This is a genomic window from Duganella sp. LjRoot269, from assembly GCF_964254095.1.
GTDB lineage: Bacteria > Pseudomonadota > Gammaproteobacteria > Burkholderiales > Burkholderiaceae_D > Rugamonas > Rugamonas hordei.
Genome location: NZ_CAXUSL020000001.1, coordinates 1,741,234 through 1,763,175 on the forward strand (window position 1 = coordinate 1,741,234; position 21,942 = coordinate 1,763,175).

The window sequence follows — 21,942 nt, forward strand, 5'->3', positions numbered from 1 at the left end:
CTCTGTTGCAGGCGCTTGTAGCCGGTAAAAAACGCGGGGCGAGCAGCAGCTTTCCCCGCGTTTTTCATTGGATGTTGTATATTCGGGATGGAATGTTCCACCCACGGATAACGAATGATAACTAGTTTGAAACGATGCATTTTGCTGGCGCTGATGGGCTGCGGCTGGGTCCACGCGCAAGGCGTGATTTACAAGTGCACGCTACCGAACGGCAGCATCGAATACACCGACGTCAATCGCGGCAGCTATTGCAAGTCGATGGACTTGCCGGGCACCGTGGTGCCGGCGCCGGCGCGCCGCCAGGTGCCTGTCATGCGCCCGTCGCTGCCGACGATCGCGCCGGGCGACTTTCCGCGCGTCGATGGCGCCGAGCAGCGCGCGCGCGACGCGGACCGGCGCGGCATCCTCGAGGATGAGCTGAAAAACGAATCGCAGAAGCTGGCGGAGTTGCGCAAGGAGTTCAACAACGGCGAGCCGGAACGCCGTGGCGACGAGCGCAACTACGCCAAGTACCAGGAGCGGGTGGCCGCGCTGCGCGACAGCATCAGCCGCTCGGAAAAAAATGTCGATGCCTTGAAACGTGAGATCGCGAATATCCGTTGAAGGCGAATTTACCGTGAGTCCATTATGAGCCTGGTCAGTAATATCGCCGCCCGCGCGGTGGCAGCCATGAACCGCCCGCCGGCGCTGGCCGGCCTGGAACTGCTGGCGTCCGCCGTGGTGCTGCTCGATGGCGAAGGCCAAATTGCCTACGCCAACGCGGCAGCCGAGAATCTGCTGGAGAGCTCGCTCAAGGCGCTGTCGCGGCAAAAGCTCAGCGCGCAGTTCCTCAACCCTGACGAGCTGGAGCACATCTGCGCGCAGGCGCGCGAGCACAAGTTTGCCGACCTGCGGCAAGACCTGGCGCTGGAGCGGGCGGGGCGCGATCCGCTGCACGTGCACAGCATCGTGTCGGCGCTGGACGAGCCGGCTGACCACATCCTGATCGAGCTGCGCGAACACCTGCAGCACCTGAAGCTGGACCGCGAGGAGCGCATCCTCGACCAGAGCCAGGTCAACAAGGAGCTGATCCGCAACCTGGCGCACGAGATCAAGAACCCGCTGGGCGGCATCCGCGGCGCGGCGCAGCTGCTGGAGATGGAGCTGCCCGCGCTGCACGCCGGCCAGCTGCGCGAGTACACGCAGGTCATCATCAAGGAAGCGGACCGGCTGCAAACGCTGGTCGACCGCCTGCTGGCGCCGCACCGCCGGCCGCACATCGTCGGCGACGTCAACATCCACGAAGTGCTGGAGCGCGTGCGCAGCCTGATGCTGGCCGAGTTCCCGTCCGGCCTGACGATACTGCGCGACTACGACGCCTCGATCCCCGAATTCCGGGGCGACAAGGAACAGCTGATCCAGACCGTGCTCAACATCGCGCACAACGCGGCCCAGGCGCTGGCCGCGCGCATCGAGGCGGGCGACGCGGAGATCGTTTTCAAGACGCGCGTGGCGCGCCAGGTCACCTTGGCCAAGGTCCGTTACGGGCTGGCATTAGACTTGCATATCATTGACAATGGACCGGGTATCGCACCCCAGATCCGCGACCGGATTTTCTACCCGCTGGTGTCGGGCAGGGAAGGCGGCAGCGGCTTGGGATTGACCCTTGCGCAAACCTTCGTGCAACAGCACATGGGGGTGATCGAGTGCGAGAGCCGGCCTGGATACACGGATTTCCGCATCCTGTTGCCGTTGCCATAAGCCGTGGCATACAGGGGCGGGTGCCGAGTCCCTTGATTGACGATCCATATTGCGGGATACACACAACACATGAAGCCAATCTGGATAGTAGACGACGACGAATCGATTCGCTGGGTACTGGAAAAAGCGCTGGCACGGGAGAACCTGGCCACCAAGAGTTTTGCCAATGCGCGCGACGCGATCGCCGCACTGGAGTTCGAGACGCCGCAAGTGCTGGTGTCCGACATCCGCATGCCGGGCGACTCCGGCCTCGACCTGCTGCAACTGGTGAAGTCGCGCTTCCCGGGCCTGCCGGTCATCATCATCACCGCCTTCTCCGACCTGGACTCGGCCGTTGCGGCCTTCCAGGGCGGCGCCTTTGAATACCTGGCGAAACCGTTCGACATCGACAAGGCTGTCGAGCTGATCCGTCGCGCGCTGGACGAGAGCCTGCGCGAAACCAGCGTTGAATCAGGACCGTCGGAAACGCCGGAGATCCTGGGCCAGGCGCCGGCGATGCAGGAAGTGTTCCGCGCCATCGGTCGCCTGTCGCAATCGAATGTGACGGTGCTGATCACCGGTGAATCGGGCTCGGGCAAGGAGCTGGTGGCGCGCGCGCTGCACAAGCACAGCCCGCGCGCGGCGCAGCCGTTCATCGCGCTGAACACGGCGGCGATCCCGAAGGACCTGCTGGAATCCGAACTGTTCGGCCACGAGCGCGGCGCCTTCACCGGCGCGCAGACCACGCGCCGCGGCCGCTTCGAGCAGGCCGAGAACGGCACGCTGTTCCTCGACGAAATCGGCGACATGCCCTTTGACTTGCAGACGCGCTTGCTGCGCGTGCTGTCGGACGGCCACTTCTACCGCGTCGGCGGCCATCAGCCGCTGAAAGCCAATGTGCGCGTGATCACGGCGACGCACCAGAACCTCGAGCAGCGCGTGCGCGAAGGCTTGTTCCGCGAGGACTTGTACCACCGCCTCAACGTCATCCGCCTGCGTCTGCCCAGTTTGAGGGAGCGCCGCGAGGACATCCCTATTTTGGTGCGCCACTTCCTGGTGCAAAGCGCCAAGCAGCTGGGCGTGGAAGCCAAGCGCATGAGCGATGCCACCTTGCAGTTCCTCAGCGGCCTGGACTTGCCTGGCAATGTGCGACAGCTGGAAAACCTGTGCAACTGGATCACGGTGATGGCGCCGGGGCAGACGGTCGAGGTCAAGGACTTGCCGCTGGAGCTGACGCAGGAGCAGGGCGGCGGCGGCGGACACGCCTTGCCGGCACTGGCGTCGGCGCCGGCGGAAACCTACAGCACGATCCAGCACCACGGCACGGTGACGGCGATCCCGGCGCCGGACATGGGCAGCATGCATGCGCTGTCCGGTTCGCCTGATGCATGGCTGGGTCTGCTGGAAGTGCAGGCCGCCACCATGCTCAGCGGCGGTCAGCAGGAAGTGATGGCGGTGCTGGGGCGGCAGTTCGAATCGGCGCTGATACGCACCGCGCTCAAGCACACGCACGGCCGCAAGAACGACGCGGCGGTGCGGCTGGGCATAGGCCGCAACACCATCACCCGCAAGATCGCGGAACTGGGCATCGACGGCGCCAAGGACGACTGAAGTCGCGTCAAAAAGACCGCAGCGTCGTTGCGGGCGTCTCGCCGTGCTAACGCACTGTCTCCGCCACCCGCGCCTAGCTGCGCTCATTTTGACGCAACTTCAAAATTACGCCGCCGCGCGCGATGCCCTTTTGATCGCCTGCGGCGGCACGCCGTAAGTCCTGATGAACGCCCGGCGCATCCGCTCGGGGTCGTCGAAGCCGCTCTCCCTCGCCACCACGTCCAGCGCGTGATTGCCATCCTCTATCATCGCCCGCGCCGCTTCCACTCTTAGTGTCTCGACCGCCTTGGCCGGCGATTGCCCGGTCTCCAGCCGGAACGCGCGGCTGAACTGGCGGCGGCTCAGGTTGGCCGCGTCGGCCAGCTCGTCCACCGATAAGGCCTTGCGCAGATTGCGCTTGGCATAGGTCAGCGCGTTCTGGATGCGGTCCGACTTCGGCTCCAGTTCCAGCAGGGCCGAGAACTGCGACTGCCCGCCGGTGCGCCGGTGGTACACCACCATCTTGCGCGCCACCGCGCGCGCCACCTCGACGCCCAGGTCCTGCTCGACCAGCGCCAGCGCCAGGTCGATGCAGGCCGTCATGCCGGCCGAACTCCACACGTGGTCGTGCTCGATGTAGATGCGGTCCTCGTCGACCTTGGCCTTGGGGTAGCGCCGCTGCAGCTCGCGCGCGCCGGCCCAGTGCGTGGTCACGCGCCGCCCTTCCAGCAGCCCCGCCTCGCCCAGGATGAAGGCGCCGGTGCAGATGCTGGCCGTGCGGCGCGACGCCTTGCTGGCCGCCTGCAGGAAGGCGATCAGCGCCGGCGACGACGCCGCGGCCGGCTCCAGCGTGCCGGCCACCATGACGGTGTCGTAGCCGGGATCGCCGAAGCGCTCGGTGCCGACCGGCACGCCGGCCGAACTGAGCACCGGCCCGCCGTGCTCGGACAGCATGGTCATCTCGTAGAACGGGCCGCCCGGCATCAGGTTGGCGACTTCGAACACGGTGACCGCCACCATGTCGACGATCTGGAAACCGGGGAACAGCAGCAAACCTATGGATTTTTTCATGATGTCCCAAAAAGAGGTATCTACGTCACATGGGCCTTAGTTTGCGCCCCTACACTGTGCCCTGTCAACTCAACTCTAAAGGACCCAACATGAAAACCGCATTGATCACAGGCGCATCCACCGGCATCGGCGCCGTCTACGCAGACCGTCTGGCCCGCCGCGGCTACGACCTGATCCTGGTGGCGCGCGACGCCGCCAAGTTGTCCGCGCTGGCGGCTCGGCTGGAGGCATCCACCGGCCGCAAGGTCGACGTGCTGCGCGCCGACCTCAACGTGACGGCCGACCTGCGCGCCGTCGAACAGCGCCTGGCCACCGACAGCAGCATCGCCATGCTGGTCAACAACGCCGGCATCGGCGCCGTCAAGCCGCTGATCGATTCCACGCCGGAAGAGCTGGATGGCTTGATCAGCCTGAACATCACCGCGCTGACCCGCCTGACCCGCGCCGTGGCGCCCGGCCTGGTGGCGCGCGGCGGCGGCACCATTGTCAATATCTCGTCGATCGCCGCGCTGGCGCCGGAACTGCTGAACGGCACCTACGGCGGCAGCAAGGCCTTCGTGCTGGCGCTGACGCAATCGCTGCATCACGAACTGGGCGAAAAGGGCGTGCAGGTGCAGGCGGTGCTGCCGGGCGCCATCGGCACGCCGTTCTGGGACCGCGCCGGCATCTCGATCGGCCACCTGCCGAGCGACATCGTGATGACGCCGGAAGACCTGGTCGACGCCGCGCTGGCCGGCCTGGACCAGGGCGAGCTGGTGACCTTGCCCTCGCTGCCGGACGCCGCCGACTTCGCGCGCATGGATGAGGCGCGCAAGGCGCTCAAGCCCAACCTGTCGCACACCAGGCCGGCCGCGCGGTATTTAACCGCGGCTTAACCAGCCCCTGCACCGGTTTGAGGTAAGCTCTTGGCTGACGAAGCCAGGAGCTTTTTTTTTATGGAATGCGTATGCTGATTAATTGTGTGGCCTATCAGGACGGGCAGAAGCTGGCGGACATCCCGGTCGAGGAAATCAGCGACTATGTGGAAAAGCCGGAGACCTTTGTCTGGGTCGCCTTGCGTGATGCGCAGCCGGATGAACTGTCGATCATGCAGGAGGAGTTCGGCCTGCACGAGCTGGCGGTGGAAGACGCGCGGCGCGGGCACCAGCGGCCGAAGATCGAGGAATACGGCGATTCGCTGTTCGTGGTGGTCAAGACCATCGAGTGCCACGACGGCCAGGTGGCCGTCGGCGAGGTGGATATCTTCGTCGGCGACAACTACGTGCTGTCGGCGCGCGACGGCAATAGCCAGCAGGGCTTCCTCGGCGTGCGCGCGCGCGCGGAAAAGGAGCCGCACATGTTGCGCCTGGGCCCGGCCTTCGTGCTGTACGCGCTGATGGACGCGGTGGTGGACCGCTACTTCCCGGTGCTGGACATGCTGGAAACGGAGCTGGAGGAAATCGAGGAGCTGATCTTCAGCCAGGGCAAGCAGCGCGACAACATCCAGCGCCTGTATGAACTCAAGCGCAAGGTGACCATCGTGCGCCACGTGGTGTCGCCGTTGATGGAGGCGGTGGGGCGGCTGCACGGCGGCCGCGTGCCGGCCATGTGCCAGGACACGCAGGAATACTTCCGCGACGTGCACGACCATTTGCACCGGATCAGCGCCTCGCTGGATTCGATACGCGACACGATCGCGACGGCGATCCAGGTCAACCTGTCGATGGTGGCGATCGAGGAGAGCGAAGTGAACAAGCGGCTGGCGGCCTGGGCGGCGATCTTTGCGATCTGCACCGCGTTTGCCGGCGTGTGGGGGATGAACTTCAAGTTCATGCCGGAACTGGAGTGGAAGTACGGCTATCCGTTCGCGATATCCGTGATGGTGGGCGTGTGCCTGTACCTGCACCACCGCTTCAAGAAAGCCGGTTGGTTGTAGAAAAAAAGGACAAAAAAAAGCCCGCGCGGCCTGAGCCGTGCGGGCTTTTTTCATGAACGACTGATTACTTGAACTTGTAGCCAGCGGTCACGTAGACGAAGCGGCCACGTGGATCGTACTGGTTGATGTCGTAGCCGGACTGGAACTGGTTGGTCACCGCGGTGCCAATCGGGTCAGGCTGCTTGTCGAACAGGTTCTTCACGCCCAGCGCCAGGGTCAGGTTCTTGATGCCGCGGAAGGTGACGTTGGCATCGTAGGTTGCTTCCGACGAAATGAACACTTTGTTGTCGTTCAGATCGTGGCCAACCTGGTAGCCGGTGCGATAGTTCTGGACCAGGGTGGTCGACCATGGGCCTTTGCTCCAGGTACCTGCCAGCTGGTGCTTCCAACGCAGGACCACGCCGCCGTTTTGCGCGCCGATGACTGGATTGCCAGCAGCGTCAACGATGGTGCCGACCTTGTGCGAGATGTCGCCGCCCGGGCTGGTCTGGTCGAAGGTATCCATGTAGGTACCGTTCAGGTTGACGTCCAGCTTACCGAAGCTGAAGTTGTCCTTCCAGTTGGCGAACAGGTCCAGGCCTTGCACGTTGGCGTTGCCGGTGTTGGCCAGCGTCTGCTTGATGCTGACGATGTCGTTGCCGTTCAGGGTCACCAGGCCAGCGTAGGCTGGGTCGCCGGCGCGGAAGCGCGATACCACTTCCTGTGCCGACGGGGTGGCCAGGATGTCGCGGATGTTGATGTTGAAGAAGTCAACACCGATGCTCGCGGTCGAAACCGGCTGCCATACGGCGCCGAACGAGTACTGCTTCGACTTCTCTGGCTTCAGGTTAGGGTTGCCGCCGGTCAGCGAGTTCACCTGCAGGCCGGTTTGCTTGGTCGCTGGGTCGTTGAAGGTTTCCGAGGTGCCCAGGGTCTGCGGCGTCCACAGGTCAACCAGCGACGGTGCGCGGAAGCCGGTGCCGTAGGAACCACGCAGCAGGAAGGACTTGGTCGGCTGCCAACGGACATTGCCTTTCCAGTTGGCCGAGTTGCCGACGTCGTCGTAGTGGTCGTCGCGGACGGCCAGGTTGGCTTCCAGGGTCTTCGTCAGCGGAACGCTCAGTTCGCCGAAGGCCGAGTTCACGGTACGGTCGCGGTCGATAGGCACTACCGAGCCGCCCAGGCCGGAGATGTCGCCCGACTGGTAAGCTGCGCTAGGGTTGGTGGTGTAGTTCTCTTTACGCGATTGCGCACCCACCGCGTATTGCGGGGTGATGCCGGCGATGGTCCAGAAGTCGCCGGTGATCTTGGCGTCGAAGGAATCGCTGGTCGATTTGGCGGCCAGGAAGTCGCCGCTGAACGCTGCCGATTTCAGCTGGTCGGCCAGGGCGCCGGTTTGCACGCCGCCTGCAGCCCATGGATTCCAGTTGCTGCTGTTGATGATCTTGGCGTACGCAACTTGCGAGAAGTAGCCGGTGGTCACAGCGCTGTTCAGCTTGGACTCGTTGTGGGTCAGGGCGACTTCGTAGTCGACCGCGCCGATGGTGCCCTTGGCGCCGACGACAACACGTGCCTGCTTGGCGGTGTCGACGTTCTGGCGTGGGCCGAAGTCAAACACGCGCGAGGTGATCGACAGCGGTTTGCCGATCAACGAGGTGAAGCCCTGGCTTTGCAGGTAAGGCACGGCGATCGACTGGTAAGCAGGATTGCTTGGGTACAGCAGCAGTGCCGCGTCCACGCCTTGCTTGGCGAACTCGCCGTCGGTCTCGAAGAAGCTGGCGCGCGCCGGCGAAGCCTGGTAGGTCTGGGTGACTTTGCTCTGCGAGTACAGCACGTCGCCGAACAGCTGGTGATCCGCGTTCAGCTGATAAGTCAGGTTGCTGGTGAAGTTGAACAGCTCGCGATCAGGAGTCAGGCCGACGTCCGGGCCGCTGTCGTAGTAGCAGTATGGTGCGCCTTTGGCGCCGTTAGGCAGCAGGCCCATGCGGATGGTGCCGCACTTGTCGCCGATGGCCAGCGGGTTGCCGTAGCCGGAGCCGCCCGAGCTGAAGCCAGCGTCAGGGCCGACGCCTGGCGTGAACGAACCCTGGATGTTGCCCAGGCCGGTCGCGGTGCCGTTGTAGTAAGGCAGCTTGGTCGAGGTCGACGCGTAGTCGCGGTCGCGGCCGAACAGTGCTTTTTCTTTTTCGTAGGAGCCCGAAACAACCAGATTCAGCTTGTCGGTGTTGAAGCCGCCGGTGATCGATGCCTTGGAGTTCTGGCCGCCGCCGCTTTGCGATGGGGAGCCGTAGCCGCCGGTGATTTCGATGCCGTCGGTCTGCTTGGCCAGGATGAAGTTGACCACGCCGGCCACCGCATCGCTACCGTAGACGCCGGAAGCGCCGTCTTTCAGCACTTCGACGCGCTCGATGGCGGCCAGTGGAATGACGTTGACGTTGACGGAAGCGCCGTCGCTGCCGGCGAAGGCTGCCAGGCGGCGGCCGTTGACCAGCACCAGGGTACGGGTCGAGCCCAGGCCGCGCAGCGAGATCGACGACAGGCCGCCGGTCGAGGTGCCGGCGCCGGTGGCGTTGGTGGTGCCGCCGGCCGAGGAGAAGGCCGAGATCGATTGCAGCAGTTCTTCAGTGCTGGTGGCGCCGGTACGGGCGATGTCAGCTTTGGTTACGACTTGCACTGGCAGCGAGGTTTCAGCGTCGACGCGCTTGACCGACGAACCGGTGATTTCCACGCGCTGGATAGGCGCGTCTTGGGCAAATGCCGGTTGTGCCAGCACCAGAGCGGCGCTGCCCGCAAACATCAGGCGCAGCGAACGCGAGATTACAGTTTCCATCATCATTGCTTGAACTCCTAGGAGGGTACCAATTGTTACTTTGTCATTTAAAGACACGTAGTTTGAATAATCCATCAATAGATTATTCAGGGCAGTCATCAGACCACCTGAGGCTGGCACGGTCAATTGCTGGACTGTAACAAGCGTGTAATAAACAACACATTTGGCGGTATTTTCAAAAAAAGACGATTATTTTACACAAAAATACAAAGTTGTTAGCCGTTTATGCTTTATTTATGATAGATGAAATCTAAACGTTGCACTACTTTCATATGAGCTGGGGCGGCTCGGCGAGTGACGAAAAGTTAATATTGGGAGCAGGGACGGCCGCGCGCGGGCCGCCCAGCGCGCCGAGGCGCTGCTGGTCGGGTAGGGCAAAATGACGGGGCTGGGTACGGCTGCGGGGGAGGGGGGGCTTGGACGATTACGCGTTGTCGGCGGCCATCGACAGGGCCACCGCTTCGGCCACCTTGATGCCGTCGACGCCGGCAGACAGGATGCCGCCCGCGTAGCCGGCGCCTTCGCCGGCCGGGAACAGGCCGCGCGTGTTCAGGCTTTGCAGCGTGTCGTCGCGGCGCTTGATGCGGATTGGCGACGAGGTGCGTGTCTCCAGCCCGGTCAGTACGGCGTCGTGCTTGAAATAGCCCTTGATTTGCTTGTCGAACGCCGGGAAGGCTTCGCGCAGCGCAGTCACGGCGAACTCCGGCAGGATCTGCGCCAAGTCGGTCAGGTGCACGCCGGGCTTGTACGAGGGGACCACGCTGCCGAATTCGGTCGAGGCGCGGCCGGCGACGAAATCGCCCATCAGCTGGCCCGGCGCGTTGTAGGTGCCGCCGCCCAGCTCGAACGCCTTTTCCTCCAGCCGGCGCTGGAATTCGATGCCGGCCAGCGGATGGCCCGGGTAATCGACTTCCGGCGAAATGCTGACCACGATGGCGCTGTTGGCGTTGCGCTCGTTGCGCGAATATTGGCTCATGCCGTTGGTGACCACGCGGCCCGGTTCGGACGCCGCCGCCACCACCGTGCCGCCCGGGCACATGCAGAAGCTGTACACGGCGCGGCCGTTGGAGGCGTGGTGCACCAGCTTGTAGTCGGCCGCGCCCAGGATGGGGTGGCCGGCGTTGGGGCCGAAGCGGCAGGCGTCGATCAGCGACTGCGGGTGCTCGACGCGGAAGCCGACCGAGAACGGCTTGGCCTCGATGTAGACGCCGCGCTCGTACAGCATCTGGAAGGTGTCGCGCGCGCTGTGGCCGATCGCCAGCACCACATGGTTGGTGGCGATCTTCTCGCCGCTGGCCAGCGTCACGCCGCGCACCTGGCCGCCGTCGCGGTTGCTGCCACTGAGCTGTTCGATCTCGATGTCGACCACCTTGCTCTCGAAACGGTATTCGCCGCCCATCTGTTCGATGTTGGCGCGCATCTGCTCGACCATCTTGACCAGGCGGAAGGTGCCGATGTGCGGCTTGCTGACGTAGATGATTTCCTCCGGCGCGCCGGCCTTGACGAACTCGGTGAGCACCTTGCGGCCGTAGTGTTTCGGGTCCTTGATCTGGCTGTACAGCTTGCCGTCCGAGAAGGTGCCGGCGCCGCCTTCGCCGTATTGCACGTTCGACTCCGGGTTGAGCTCGCGCTTGCGCCAGAAGCCGAAGGTGTCGACGGTGCGTTCGCGCACCTGCTTGCCGCGTTCGAGGATGATAGGGCGCAGGCCCATCTGCGCCAGGATCAGCGCCGCGAACAGGCCGCACGGGCCGGTGCCGATGACCACCGGGCGCAGGTTGTGGTCGTGGCCCTGCAGCTGCTCGCCGTTGGCGACGAATTTATACGAAGTGTCCGGCGACGGCATCAGGTGCACATCGTGCGACAGGCGCTTGAGCAGCGCCGCCTCGTCCCTGACCTGCACGTCGAGCGCATAGATCAGCACGATCGCGGTCTTCTTGCGCGCATCGTAGCTGCGCTTGAAGACGGTGTAGCCGAGCAGCTCGGCGGCGGGGATGTCGAGGCGCGCCAGGATGGCGGCCGGCAGCTGGTCCTCGGTGTGGCTGAGGGGCAGTTTTACTTCGTTTAATCGCAGCATGATGTCTGTGTCCAAAAAATTGCGGGGCTCCGTAGCTAGCGGAGAGCGGCGCGGCGTCAGACCGCCGCAGCCGCTATTTTACCCGCAGCGCCCGGTCCTGCGCCAACCTTGGAGCGACCGTCCTTCCGATTAATTCCCGGGTTAATACGCCATGCTTTTTCTTATTCTCCGTTTATTTAAATCCCGGATTTAAAGGATGGAATGCAGGTGTCCAAAAGATAATAACGGCGGGGTGAAAGTCTTGTATAGACGAGATGGAAATAATTAGCGGTGTTGCGATAAAACAACGGGATTTCAAAATGGCAACATTCCGCCGTGGCGTGGGTTTCTCTCAAGTGGTCGCAAAAAGTGAGCTGGATTGAACAAAAAGACACACTCTTCGTGCTGCATCACAGCATTATTGGTGAAATACCAATCTGCAGATGTCAGCATATTATCTGGCGCAAGACGTTACAATCGATATTTTATTCAATAATCTAACATGATAACAAAACAAAAGTGTTGTTACATCGAAAATTAACATATGCATAATGAAAATTGCTGCAATGCGGCAAAAATGCCTGCGTAAAGTCCTTGCTTTGTTCGCGTCCTTGGGCGTTGTTGTTTTTGCGAAACATTTCAGACCGTCGGTTGACAGTTTTGGCATGCAAGTGGTTTCATGCAGTGCGCCTGCAATTCACTATTTGACAGGCGTATATAGCGAGATTCAATACCCGATATGCACCCGGAGACCCCCAGGTTTCCAAGGCAAAATCAAAAAAGGTAATAAGAATCCTTCAGGCTGGCCTCGAATAGATATTTGTTTTTTGGAACATCTAGGATGCGGTTGGGTTTCTCCTGTTTCACAGGAGTCTAATAATGGGAGTTTTACAATGATTCAAGAAAAAATGATGTCGCGCACGCTGCGCACCGTCTTCGCCGGCAGCATGCTGGTGGGCATGAGTGCGATGATGCACAATGCCCTGGCGCAAGAAGCCGTCCAGGGTGGCAAAATCGAATCGGTACAGGTCACCGGTACCCGCATTACGACTCCAGGCACCACTTCGACCAGTCCGATTTCGTCGGTCAACGCCGAGGAAGTCAAGTCCGCCCAGCCTGTGGCGGTTGAAGAATTCTTTAAAGGCCTGCCAGCGGCGGTGCCGGCAATCGGTCCTGGCACCAACAACGGTTCGGCCGGTGGCGCCACCATCGACCTGCGCGGTCTCGGCCCGAATCGCACCCTGGTCATGATCAATGGCCGCCGCCTGGTGCCATTCAACCTGAACGGCACGGTCGACACCAACTCGATTCCCATCGCGCTGCTGAGCCGCGTCGACCTGCTGACCGGCGGCGCGTCGGTGGCCTACGGCGCCGACGCCGTGGCCGGCGTGGTCAACTTCAACCTGAAGAAAAACTTCACCGGTATCGACGTCACCACGTCCTACGGCGGCACCGCCGACCAGCACGACGGCAAGAAGAAACGTACCGACCTGACCATGGGCGCCAATCTCGATGACGGCCGCGGCAACGTGGTGCTGAGCATCGGCAAGACCGTCGCCGATCCGGTAACCCAGGGCGCGCGCGACTATGGCGTCGTCAGCCTGAGCTCGGTGACCGGCAAGGGCACCGGCTCCAACACCACCATTCCTGGCGGCTTCGCCATCAGCAAAGGCACGGGCGGCACCGATACGCTGGCCGGCAACTGGCAGATCAACCCGACCACCGGTAAGCTGGTGAGCCCGCTGGTGCAGTACAACACCAACCCGCTGAACTACTACGCAACCGGCCTGGATCGCACCCAAGCCACCTCGCTGGCCAACTACAAGGTCAACGACTACGCCGAGGTGTATGCCGAGGTGTTCTACACCACCAGCAAGGTCGCCTCGACGCTGGCGGAATCCGGCACCTTCGGCAACGTCTTCAACGTGCCTATCGGTAACCCATACATCCCGGACGCAGCGCGCCAGCAGATTTGCGAACGTCGCGGCATTCCGGCAGCCAGCTGCGTGGCGGGCAACGCCACTCAGGTTCCGATGACGGTCAACCGCCGCTTCGTCGAACTGGGCCCACGCTACAATAACTTCGACAACAAGACGCTGCAGTACAACATCGGCGTCAAGGGCGACATCGCCTATGACTGGACCTACGACGCCTACTGGAGCCGCGGCACCGCCGACCAGATCCAGACCCGCGTGAACTGGGGTTCGCTGTCGAAAGTGCAGCAGGCACTGAACGCGCTGAGCACCACCGCCTGCGTCAACCCGGCCAACGGCTGCGTGCCGCTGAACGTGTTCGGCGCCGCCGGCAGCATCACGCCGGCCCAGCTGGCGTTCATCAATTCCAGCGCGATCCTGCTGCAGAACGTGCAGCAAGACGTGGCATCGGTCAACTTCTCCGGCGACTTCGGCAACAAGATCGTCAGCCCATGGGCTGGCCTGCCGATCACCATGGCGATCACCGGCGAGCAGCGCAAAGTTGTGGCCGGCACCCAATCGGATGCCGCCTCGCAGATCCAGAGCGAAGTGCTGGGCACCGGCGCGCCGACGCCTGACCGTACCGGTACCTTCCGTCTGCGCGAATACGCGGCCGAAGCGGCGATCCCGCTGGTCAAGGACAAGCCATTCGTGCGTGCGCTGAATGCTGAACTGGGCTATCGCGAAACCGAGTTTGAAACCGCCGGCACGAAGAAGAACTACGGTAGCTGGAAAGTGGGCGGCGACTGGGAACCGGTCAAATCGATCCGCTTCCGCGCCAACGTGCAGAAGGCCACCCGTTCGCCTAACGTGAACGAACTGTTCCAGCCGCAGACCACCGGTCTGTCGAACCTGGCGGTCGATCCATGCCAGGGCAACAAGGTCAGCCAGGCGCAAGGCAACACCGCCGGCACGCTGTCGAACCTGTGCCGTCTGACCGGCGTGCCGCTGAGCGAACTGGGTTCGTTGCCGGTGCCATCGTCGGGCCAGATCAACAACCTGACCGGCGGCAATCCTAAGCTGGGCCCTGAGGAAGCGAAAACCAAGACCATCGGTTTCGTGTGGGAGCCTTTGCCTAAGCTGGCCGTTTCGCTGGACTACTACCAGATCAAGATCGACAAGGCCGTATCGAGCCTGAGCACCACCGACGTGCTGGACGCCTGCTACACCAACAATCCTTCGTACACGTTCAACGACGCGTGCGCACTGGTTGGTCGTAACCCGGCAAACGGTACCTTCAATGGTGCGGATTCGAAAGGTGTGGCGACCCCGCTGTCGAACTCGGGTAACCAGTCGACCAGCGGCTTCGACCTCAACGTGAACTACAAGCTGCAGGCCAAGGCGATGAACCTGGATCCGAAGTATGGCAACTTCGACCTGTCCTTCGCGCTGAACCAGGTCCAGACCTTCCTGTTCCAGGGCACGCCGACTTCGGTGAACCGTGACTGCGTCGGCTACTACTCGGTTGCCTGCGCAAGCATCAGCAACTCGACCGCACCGGTGTACAAGCGCAAGTTCAACCAGCGCACGACCTGGAATGTGGGCGCGTTTGCCGTCGGCTACAACTGGCGTTATGTCAGCGCGGTCGATGTCGAGCCGGGTTCGGGCACCTTCCTGCCGGCCTACTCGCACATCAGCGCGTACAACTATGTTGACATGTCGGGCGTATGGAACTTCAACAAGAACCTGCGTTTCAACCTGAGCCTGAACAACGTGGCTAACAAGAAACCGCCTATCGTTGGTGCGAACGTGTCGACCACGTCCATGGATAGTGGCAACACCTTCCCTAACGCCTACGATGCACTGGGCCGTTACGTGACCTTCGGCGCCAGCCTGAAGTTCTAAGCTGGTCAGTCGTTAAAAAGCCCGCGCAGCCTCAAGGTTGCGCGGACTTTTTTTTATGCGTCCGAGTGGTCTACATGCCGCCCCAGGCCGCGCTCAGGGCGCTGACGGCCGCCAGCGCCGCCGTCTCGGTGCGCAGGATGCGCGGGCCCATCGCCAGAGGCAGCGCGCCGTGGCGGATCGCCGCCTCTTCCTCTGCGTCGCTGAGGCCGCCTTCGGGGCCGATCACCAGGGTCACCGCCTGCGGCGCCTGGTGGCGCGCCCAGTCCGCCAGCGACTGTTCGGCGCGCGGCGTCAGGATGATGCGCCGGTGCAGGTCCTGCTGCGTGATCCATTGCTTGTACTCCTGCAGCGGCGCCAGCTGGGCCAGGCGGTTGCGCCCGCTCTGCTCGGACGCCGATTCGATGATGCCCTGCCAGTGCGCCATCTTCTTTTCCGCCCGCTCGGCCGACAGCCGCACCACACAGCGCTGCGCCGCCAGCGGCTGGAAGCCGGACACGCCCAGCTCGATCGCCTTCTCGATGATCCAGTCCATTTTAGTGCCTTCGGGCAATGCCTGGGCCAGGGTCACGGCGAACGGCAGTTCGACCTCGCGCGGGTGGTGGGCCTTGATCTCGACGCCGGCGCTGCGCTTTTCCACGCGGCCCAGCGTGGCGCTGTATTCGCCGCCGTCGCCGTTGAACAGCGTGACGATGTCGCCCTCGGCCAGCCGCAGCACTTGGATATGGTGGGCCAGCGCTTCCGGCAGGTTGACGAGCTGGCCGATGGCCAGGGGCTGGGGTATGTAAAAGCGGGGCATGCGCTGATCCGGTCGGTTTAAGTTCCGCAATTTTAAATGGTGCACGCGTCCGTCTGGTAAAATAATGGGTTCAGCAGGCCCCCTTGCATCCAGTTTCCATACTTCCGTGATAGACCTACGATGACTTCTACGCTTCCCACCACCCAAATGGCCAACGCGATCCGCGCGCTGGCAATGGACGCCGTCCAGAAGGCCAACTCCGGCCACCCAGGCATGCCGATGGGCATGGCCGAGATCGCCGTTGCGCTGTGGAGTGGCCATTACAGCCACAACCCGGCCAATCCGAAATGGGTGAACCGCGACCGCTTCCTGCTGTCCAACGGCCACGGTTCGATGCTGCACTACGCGCTGCTGCACCTGTCCGGCTACGCGGTGACGATGGACGATATCAAGTCTTTCCGCCAGATGCATTCGAAGACCCCGGGCCACCCGGAAGTGGACGTGACGCCGGGCGTGGAAACGACCACCGGCCCGCTGGGCCAGGGCATCGCCAACGCGGTCGGCATGGCGCTGTCCGAGTACCTGCTGGCAAGCGAATTCAACAAGCCGGGCTTTGACGTCGTCAACCACTACACCTACGCCTTCGTCGGCGACGGCTGCCTGATGGAGGGCATCTCGCACGAAGTGTGCGCGCTGGCCGGCACCCTGGGCCTGAACAAGCTGATCGCGCTGTACGACGACAACGGCATCTCGATCGACGGCAAGGTCGAAGGCTGGTTCACCGACGACACCCCGGCCCGTTTCGAAGCCTACGGCTGGAACGTGATCCGCGCCGTCGACGGCCACGATGTCGCCGCCGTCTCGGCCGCCATCGCCGCCGCCAAGACCTCGAGCAAGCCGACGCTGATCTGCTGCAAGACCGTCATCGGCAAGGGTTCGCCCAACCTGCAGGGTGGCGACAAGGTGCACGGCGCCGCGCTGGGCGACAAGGAAGTCGCCGCCGTGCGCGAATACATCGGCTGGAGCGCCGCGCCGTTCGAAGTGCCTGCCGATGTGTACGGCGCGTGGGACGCGAAAGCCGCCGGCGCCAAGCAGGAAGCCGCCTGGGCCGCCAAGTTCGCCGAATACAGCGCCAAGTTCCCGGCCAAAGCGGCCGAGCTGACCCGCCGCATGCAAGGCGACCTGCCGGCCTCGTTTGAAGCCACGCTGGCCGCCGGCATCGCCGCCACCGTCGAGAAAAAAGAAAACATCGCCACCCGCAAAGCCAGCCAGAACGCGATCCAGGCGCTGGCCCCGGTGCTGCCGGAATTCCTGGGCGGCTCGGCCGACCTGACCGGCTCCAACCTGACCAACTGGAAAGAGTGCGTCGCGCTGCGTTCCGGCAAGCCAGGCAACCACATCAACTACGGCGTGCGCGAATTCGGCATGTCGGCCATCATGAACGGCATCACGCTGCACGGCGGTCACATCCCGTTCGGCGCCACCTTCCTGACCTTCTCCGACTACAGCCGCAACGCGCTGCGCATGGCCGCGCTGATGAAGCTGCGCTCGATCTTCGTGTTCACCCACGACTCGATCGGCCTGGGCGAAGACGGCCCGACCCACCAATCGGTCGAGCACATCTCGTCGATGCGCCTGATCCCCAACCTGGACAACTGGCGTCCATGCGACACCACCGAATCGATGGTGGCGTGGGGCGAGGCGGTCAAGCGCAAGAATGGCCCGTCGACCTTGATCTTCTCGCGCCAGAACCTGCCTTACCAGGAGCGTTCGGCCCAGCAGATCGCCGACATCGCCCGCGGCGGCTACGTGCTGGCCGACGCGGCCGACGCCAAGGTCACCCTGATCGCCACCGGTTCGGAAATCGAACTGGCCCAGGCCGCCGCGTCCGCGCTGGCGGCCGAAGGCATCGCCGCGCGCGTGGTGTCGATGCCGTCGACCGATGTATTTGACCGTCAAGACGCCGCCTACAAGGCCCGCGTATTGACCAAAGGCTTGCCACGTGTGGCAATCGAAGCCGGCGTGACCGATTTCTGGTACAAATACGTCGGTCTGGAAGGCGCGGTGGTCGGCATCGATACCTTCGGTGAATCGGCCCCGGCAGGCGTGCTGTTCAAGCACTTCGGCTTCACGGTGGAAAACGTCGTGGCGAAAGTCAAATCTGTCATTGCATAATCTATAATTGCTTGTTGCATTAACTATATTTAGGAGCAAAGTATGACGATCAAAGTTGCAATCAACGGCTACGGCCGTATCGGCCGCAATGTGCTGCGCGCTTTCTACGAAGGCGGCAAGAAACAAGACATCCAGATCGTTGCGATCAACGACCTGGGCGATGCCAAGTCGAACGCCCACCTGACCCGCTATGACACCGCCCACGGCAAGTTCCCCGGCACCGTCACGGTCGACGGCGACAACATGATCGTGAACGGCGACGTGATCCGCGTGTTTGCACAGCGCAACCCTGCTGAAATCCCATGGGGCGACCTGGGCGTGGACGTCGTGCTGGAATGCACCGGCTTCTTCACCACCAAGGAAAAAGCGTCGGCCCACCTGAAGGGCGGCGCCAAGAAAGTCATCATCTCGGCACCGGGCGGCAAGGACGTGGACGCCACCATCGTGTACGGCGTCAACCAGCACGTGCTGAAGTCCAGCGACACCGTGATCTCGAACGCCTCGTGCACCACCAACTGCCTGGCGCCGCTGGTCAAGCCGCTGAACGACGCCATCGGCGTCGAGACCGGCCTGATGACCACCATCCACGCCTACACCAACGACCAGGTGCTGAGCGACGTGATGCACGAAGACCTGCGCCGCGCCCGTTCGGCCACCATGAGCATGATCCCGACCAAGACCGGCGCCGCCGCCGCGGTCGGCCTGGTGCTGCCTGAGCTGAACGGCAAGCTGGACGGTTTCGCGATCCGCGTGCCGACCATCAACGTGTCGCTGGTCGACCTGTCGTTCATCGCCAAGCGCGACACGACGGTGGACGAAGTCAACGCGCTGATGAAGGCCGCCGCCGAAGGCGCGCTGAAGGAAGTGCTGACCTACCAGACCGAACCGCTGGTGTCGATCGACTTCAACCACAACCCGGCCTCGTCGAACTTCGACTCGACCCTGACCAAAGTGTCGGGCCGCCTGGTCAAGGTGTCGTCGTGGTACGACAATGAGTGGGGCTTCTCGAACCGCATGCTGGACACCACCGTGGCCTTGATGACCGCCAAGTAATTCAAGCGCTGCAATAAAAAAAGCCTCCCGGTTTGCGCCGGGAGGCTTTTCTTTTGGGCTAACGATTAACGATTAACGGAACTTGTATTCCGCCGTCACGCGCACGATGCGTCCCTGGACGTCGTCGGTGTTTTGCGGAATCACGCCGCCGCCGACGTCGGCGAAGTTGCGCAGATCCAGCGGCGGCCGGCGGTTGGTCAGGTTGCGCACGTACAGCGACAGCGTCAAGTCCTTGATGCCGCTGTAGGACACGTTATAGTCCAGGCGCTTGTACGCCTTCACCTGGCACTCGTCGGCGCTCCACCTCAGGTCGGTGCAGCCGGCCGAAGTGTAGACGTCGTCGAAGTAGTCGGTGTTGAGCGAAGTCTTGCTGTTGTAGACCAGGCGCAGGTTGTTGCTGAGCTTGCCCGTCTGCAGCGTCGCGCTGATGTTGGCCACCAGTTTCGAATAGCCGTAGCGGCCCGCCAGGTTGTCGCCGTAGTTGTTCAGCGTCGAGCTGAAGTTCTTCAGGCTCAGCAGGTAGGTCGCGTTGGCTCCGAGGTCCAGCCGGCCATATGGCGTATTGAAGCGCGACGTGCCGCCCAGGTCGACGCCGCTGGTCTTGGTGCGCGAGACGTTTTCGAATTGTCCCGAGGTCGAGGCCAGCGGACCGACCGTCACGCCGTACTTGGCCTGCTCGGCGGCGGTGAAGGTCTTGTCCTGCGTCAGCGGCTGGCGGTTGATCACGCCCGGCGCCTGGTCGGCTTCCGCCGCCAGCAGGTCGGCGGTCGATTTCAGGCCGATCTCATCCTTGCGCTCGATGCGCCAGTAGTCCAGCGACAGGCTGCTGCCCTTGACCGGCTCGAGCACGAAGCCGACGGTGGCGCTGTGCGTGGTTTCCGGCTTCAGGTTCGGATTGTTGCGCACGATGCTGGCGACGCCGCCGGAGCATTCGTTCGACTGCACGGTGTCGGCGCGCGCCAGTTGCAGCGCCTGGTTCGGATCGCTGTCCGGCAGCGCCGCGGCCGCCGCGCGCAGATCGTCGGCCAGCCTGCGGGCCTGGCTGCAGCGCTTCGGATCGTTGACGCTGTTGTCGAACGCGAACTTGCTCGACTGCGCGCTCTCGGTCAGGTTGGGCGCGCGGAAGCCGCCTTCATAGGTGGCGCGGAACAGCAGCGCCGGCGTGGCTTCGAAGCGGGCCGCGATCTTCGGCGACGCATGGGTCTTGAAGCCGGGGAATTTGTCGACGCGGGCGGCGCCCACCACTTCCAGCTGGCTGGTCACCGGCAGGTTGATCTCGGAGAACACCGCCTCGGTGGAGCGGCTGGCGTCCGCCATGGCCGCGCCGTAGCCGATGATGTCGCCATTGCGCAGATTGTCGGTCGGCGTGATCTTGAATTTCTCGTGACGCACTTCGCCGCCCACCGCCAGGCCGATGGCGCGATCGCCGATCTTGCCCACTTCGCCGGTGATCTTGCCGTCGATGAAGTACTGGGTGATCTTGCCGTCATAGCCTTGCTCCGGGAACAGCTGGCGCAGCACCTCGGCCGAGTTCTTCTGGCCCAGCTTGTAGCCGCGGTTGAAGAAGTTCGGATCGGCGGCCGTGTATTCGCAATAGCCGGGGAAGTTGGCTTCGCAATCGGGATTGCCGGCCAGCGTCTTGGTGTAGTCGCCGACCACGGCCTTGAAGCCGCTGTCGCTGATCGAGCCGTAGCTGCGCGACTTGGTCTTGCTGCCCATCACGCCGACTGCGGTATCCCAGTCGTACTTGTTCCACAGCTGGCCGCGCAGGCCGGCCAGCACGCGGTACTGGTCGCTGTCGTTGGGGTTGTTGGACGGCGCGTCGGCCCAGCGGTAGCGCAGCTCCAGCGGCTCGCCGGTGGTGTTGAGCGGCGAGTCCGGCGACAGGAAGCGGTAGCCGAACAGCTTGCCTTGACCGTTGCTGGGGTTGCCCCAGATGACGTCCGGGTTGGCCGAACCATAAGTGCCGGCGGCGCCGATGTACTCGGTCTTGGTTTTCGAGTACAGCACCTCGGCATAGCCTTCGGTGCCGTTGCCCAGGTTCAGCTTGCCGGACACCAGCGCGTTGACGCGGTCGGCCTTCGGTATGGCTTCGAAGCGGGCAAAGCGGTCGTACACGCACAGGCCGGCCGCGCTGATGGTGGTGCAGCCGTCGACCGGGCCCTGGCCGATCAGGTTGCCGGGGTAGGAGTAGGTGGACGGGGCGCCGCGGTTGCCGAACATCAGGCCGCTCTTGGGCGCCACGGCGGAGAATTTGGCGCCGTAGGCGGGATTGATATCGTCGAGCACGTCGCGCCAGATCACGCTGCCGCGCTTGAACACTTCGACGTTGGCCAGCACGTTGTAGCCGTCCTTGTTGAAGTCGCCGAAGCCGCCGGTGATGCTGGCGGTCTTGGTGTTGAACTGTTCGTTGGCCACCGATTGCTGGTAGTTGGCGCGCACCTGCACGCCCTGGAAGTCGCTGCGGGTGATGATGTTGATCACGCCGGCCACCGCGTCGGAGCCATAGATGGCCGAGCCGCCGTTGCGCAGCACTTCGATGCGGTCGATGGCGTCCAGCGGCAGCGAATCGAGGTTGGTGAACACTTCGTTGTAGTCGGCCAGCGCATACGGCGCGACGCGGCGCGAGTTCAGCAGGATCAGCGTCGACTGCTTGCCCAGGTTGCGCAGCGAGGCGGACGAGGCGCCGCCGGCGAAGGAGTTGGAGCCGCCGATGTCGGACAGCGAACTGCCGTAGGCGCTGGTGTTGGACGAGGTCAGGGTGTCGATCATGTCGCGCACCGAGTTGACGCCGAGGCGGTTGATTTCCTCGCGGCGCAGGATCTGGACCGGCGTCGCCGTTTCGGTGTCGATGCGTTTCAGGTTGGAACCGGTAATGACGACCTTTTCCAGTGGCTTGCCCGCTGCATCCGTGTCCTGTGCCAATACCACGTGGGATGAGGCGAGCGTCAACGCGACCGCGATGACGCCCTGTTTCAGTGCAATTTTTTTCACTCTAACTCC

At 63.2% G+C, this 21,942-nt stretch carries 13 protein-coding genes; 8 read left to right on the forward strand and 5 right to left on the reverse strand.

The features are described from left to right. Window positions 1-114 precede the first annotated feature (114 nt). From ACSQ3S_RS07720 to ntrC, 3 genes are all read left to right on the forward strand, one after another. Entirely contained in the window at window positions 115-603 is a 489-nt protein-coding gene (locus ACSQ3S_RS07720) for a DUF4124 domain-containing protein (protein WP_353400156.1), read from the forward strand. Window positions 604-627: 24 nt separating this feature from the next. Beyond that, window positions 628-1,740 carry a nitrogen regulation protein NR(II) gene (glnL, locus tag ACSQ3S_RS07725; protein ID WP_176655538.1) on the forward strand — a complete coding sequence of 371 codons (1,113 nt, stop codon included), beginning with the start codon at window positions 628-630 and terminating at the stop codon, window positions 1,738-1,740. A gap of 69 nt (window positions 1,741-1,809) precedes the next feature. Beyond that, window positions 1,810-3,330 (forward strand): nitrogen regulation protein NR(I), encoded by a 1,521-nt coding sequence (gene ntrC, locus ACSQ3S_RS07730; RefSeq protein WP_436142025.1) that lies wholly within the window; start codon window positions 1,810-1,812, stop codon window positions 3,328-3,330. A 105-nt stretch (window positions 3,331-3,435) separates the two neighbouring features. Here the strand turns inward: ntrC and ACSQ3S_RS07735 are convergent, their stop codons facing one another. Next, window positions 3,436-4,380, reverse strand: a complete 945-nt coding sequence (locus tag ACSQ3S_RS07735) for a GlxA family transcriptional regulator (RefSeq protein ID WP_176655540.1) — start codon at window positions 4,378-4,380, stop codon at window positions 3,436-3,438. An 89-nt stretch (window positions 4,381-4,469) separates the two neighbouring features. On the opposite strand from ACSQ3S_RS07735, the gene ACSQ3S_RS07740 reads away from it, so the two are divergent. Together ACSQ3S_RS07740 and corA are read left to right on the forward strand one after the other, a co-directional pair. Further along, on the forward strand, window positions 4,470-5,255 hold the full coding sequence (locus ACSQ3S_RS07740) for an SDR family NAD(P)-dependent oxidoreductase (RefSeq protein ID WP_176655541.1): 786 nt from the start codon (window positions 4,470-4,472) through the stop codon (window positions 5,253-5,255). Window positions 5,256-5,326: 71 nt separating this feature from the next. Beyond that, the gene (gene corA, locus ACSQ3S_RS07745; RefSeq protein ID WP_436142026.1) at window positions 5,327-6,295 is read left to right on the forward strand and encodes a magnesium/cobalt transporter CorA; all 969 of its coding nucleotides are present in this window, start codon (window positions 5,327-5,329) and stop codon (window positions 6,293-6,295) included. Between the two features lie 64 nt (window positions 6,296-6,359). On the opposite strand, the gene ACSQ3S_RS07750 is transcribed toward corA, so the two are convergent. Then, entirely contained in the window at window positions 6,360-9,110 is a 2,751-nt protein-coding gene (locus ACSQ3S_RS07750; RefSeq protein WP_436142027.1) for a TonB-dependent receptor, read from the reverse strand. A gap of 418 nt (window positions 9,111-9,528) precedes the next feature. Further along, window positions 9,529-11,178 (reverse strand): NAD(P)/FAD-dependent oxidoreductase, encoded by a 1,650-nt coding sequence (locus ACSQ3S_RS07755; protein ID WP_436142028.1) that lies wholly within the window; start codon window positions 11,176-11,178, stop codon window positions 9,529-9,531. Between the two features lie 872 nt (window positions 11,179-12,050). Between ACSQ3S_RS07755 and ACSQ3S_RS07760 the strand changes: the two genes are divergently transcribed. Beyond that, a complete protein-coding gene (locus ACSQ3S_RS07760; RefSeq protein WP_436142029.1) occupies window positions 12,051-14,975 on the forward strand; it encodes a TonB-dependent receptor domain-containing protein in 2,925 nt (974 codons plus the stop codon). Between the two features lie 70 nt (window positions 14,976-15,045). On the opposite strand, the gene ACSQ3S_RS07765 is transcribed toward ACSQ3S_RS07760, so the two are convergent. Next, the gene (locus tag ACSQ3S_RS07765; protein ID WP_436142030.1) at window positions 15,046-15,771 is read right to left on the reverse strand and encodes a 16S rRNA (uracil(1498)-N(3))-methyltransferase; all 726 of its coding nucleotides are present in this window, start codon (window positions 15,769-15,771) and stop codon (window positions 15,046-15,048) included. 120 nt (window positions 15,772-15,891) lie between these two features. Here ACSQ3S_RS07765 and tkt point away from each other — a divergent pair, with 120 nt between their 5' ends. Both tkt and gap read left to right on the forward strand, forming a co-directional pair. Further along, window positions 15,892-17,886 (forward strand): transketolase, encoded by a 1,995-nt coding sequence (gene tkt / locus ACSQ3S_RS07770; protein WP_436142031.1) that lies wholly within the window; start codon window positions 15,892-15,894, stop codon window positions 17,884-17,886. 42 nt (window positions 17,887-17,928) lie between these two features. Then, window positions 17,929-18,939 carry a type I glyceraldehyde-3-phosphate dehydrogenase gene (gene gap, locus ACSQ3S_RS07775; protein ID WP_436142032.1) on the forward strand — a complete coding sequence of 337 codons (1,011 nt, stop codon included), beginning with the start codon at window positions 17,929-17,931 and terminating at the stop codon, window positions 18,937-18,939. A 72-nt stretch (window positions 18,940-19,011) separates the two neighbouring features. On the opposite strand, the gene ACSQ3S_RS07780 is transcribed toward gap, so the two are convergent. After that, window positions 19,012-21,933: a TonB-dependent receptor plug domain-containing protein gene (locus ACSQ3S_RS07780; protein WP_436142033.1), complete on the reverse strand. Its 2,922-nt coding sequence runs from the start codon at window positions 21,931-21,933 to the stop codon at window positions 19,012-19,014. Window positions 21,934-21,942 lie beyond the last annotated feature (9 nt).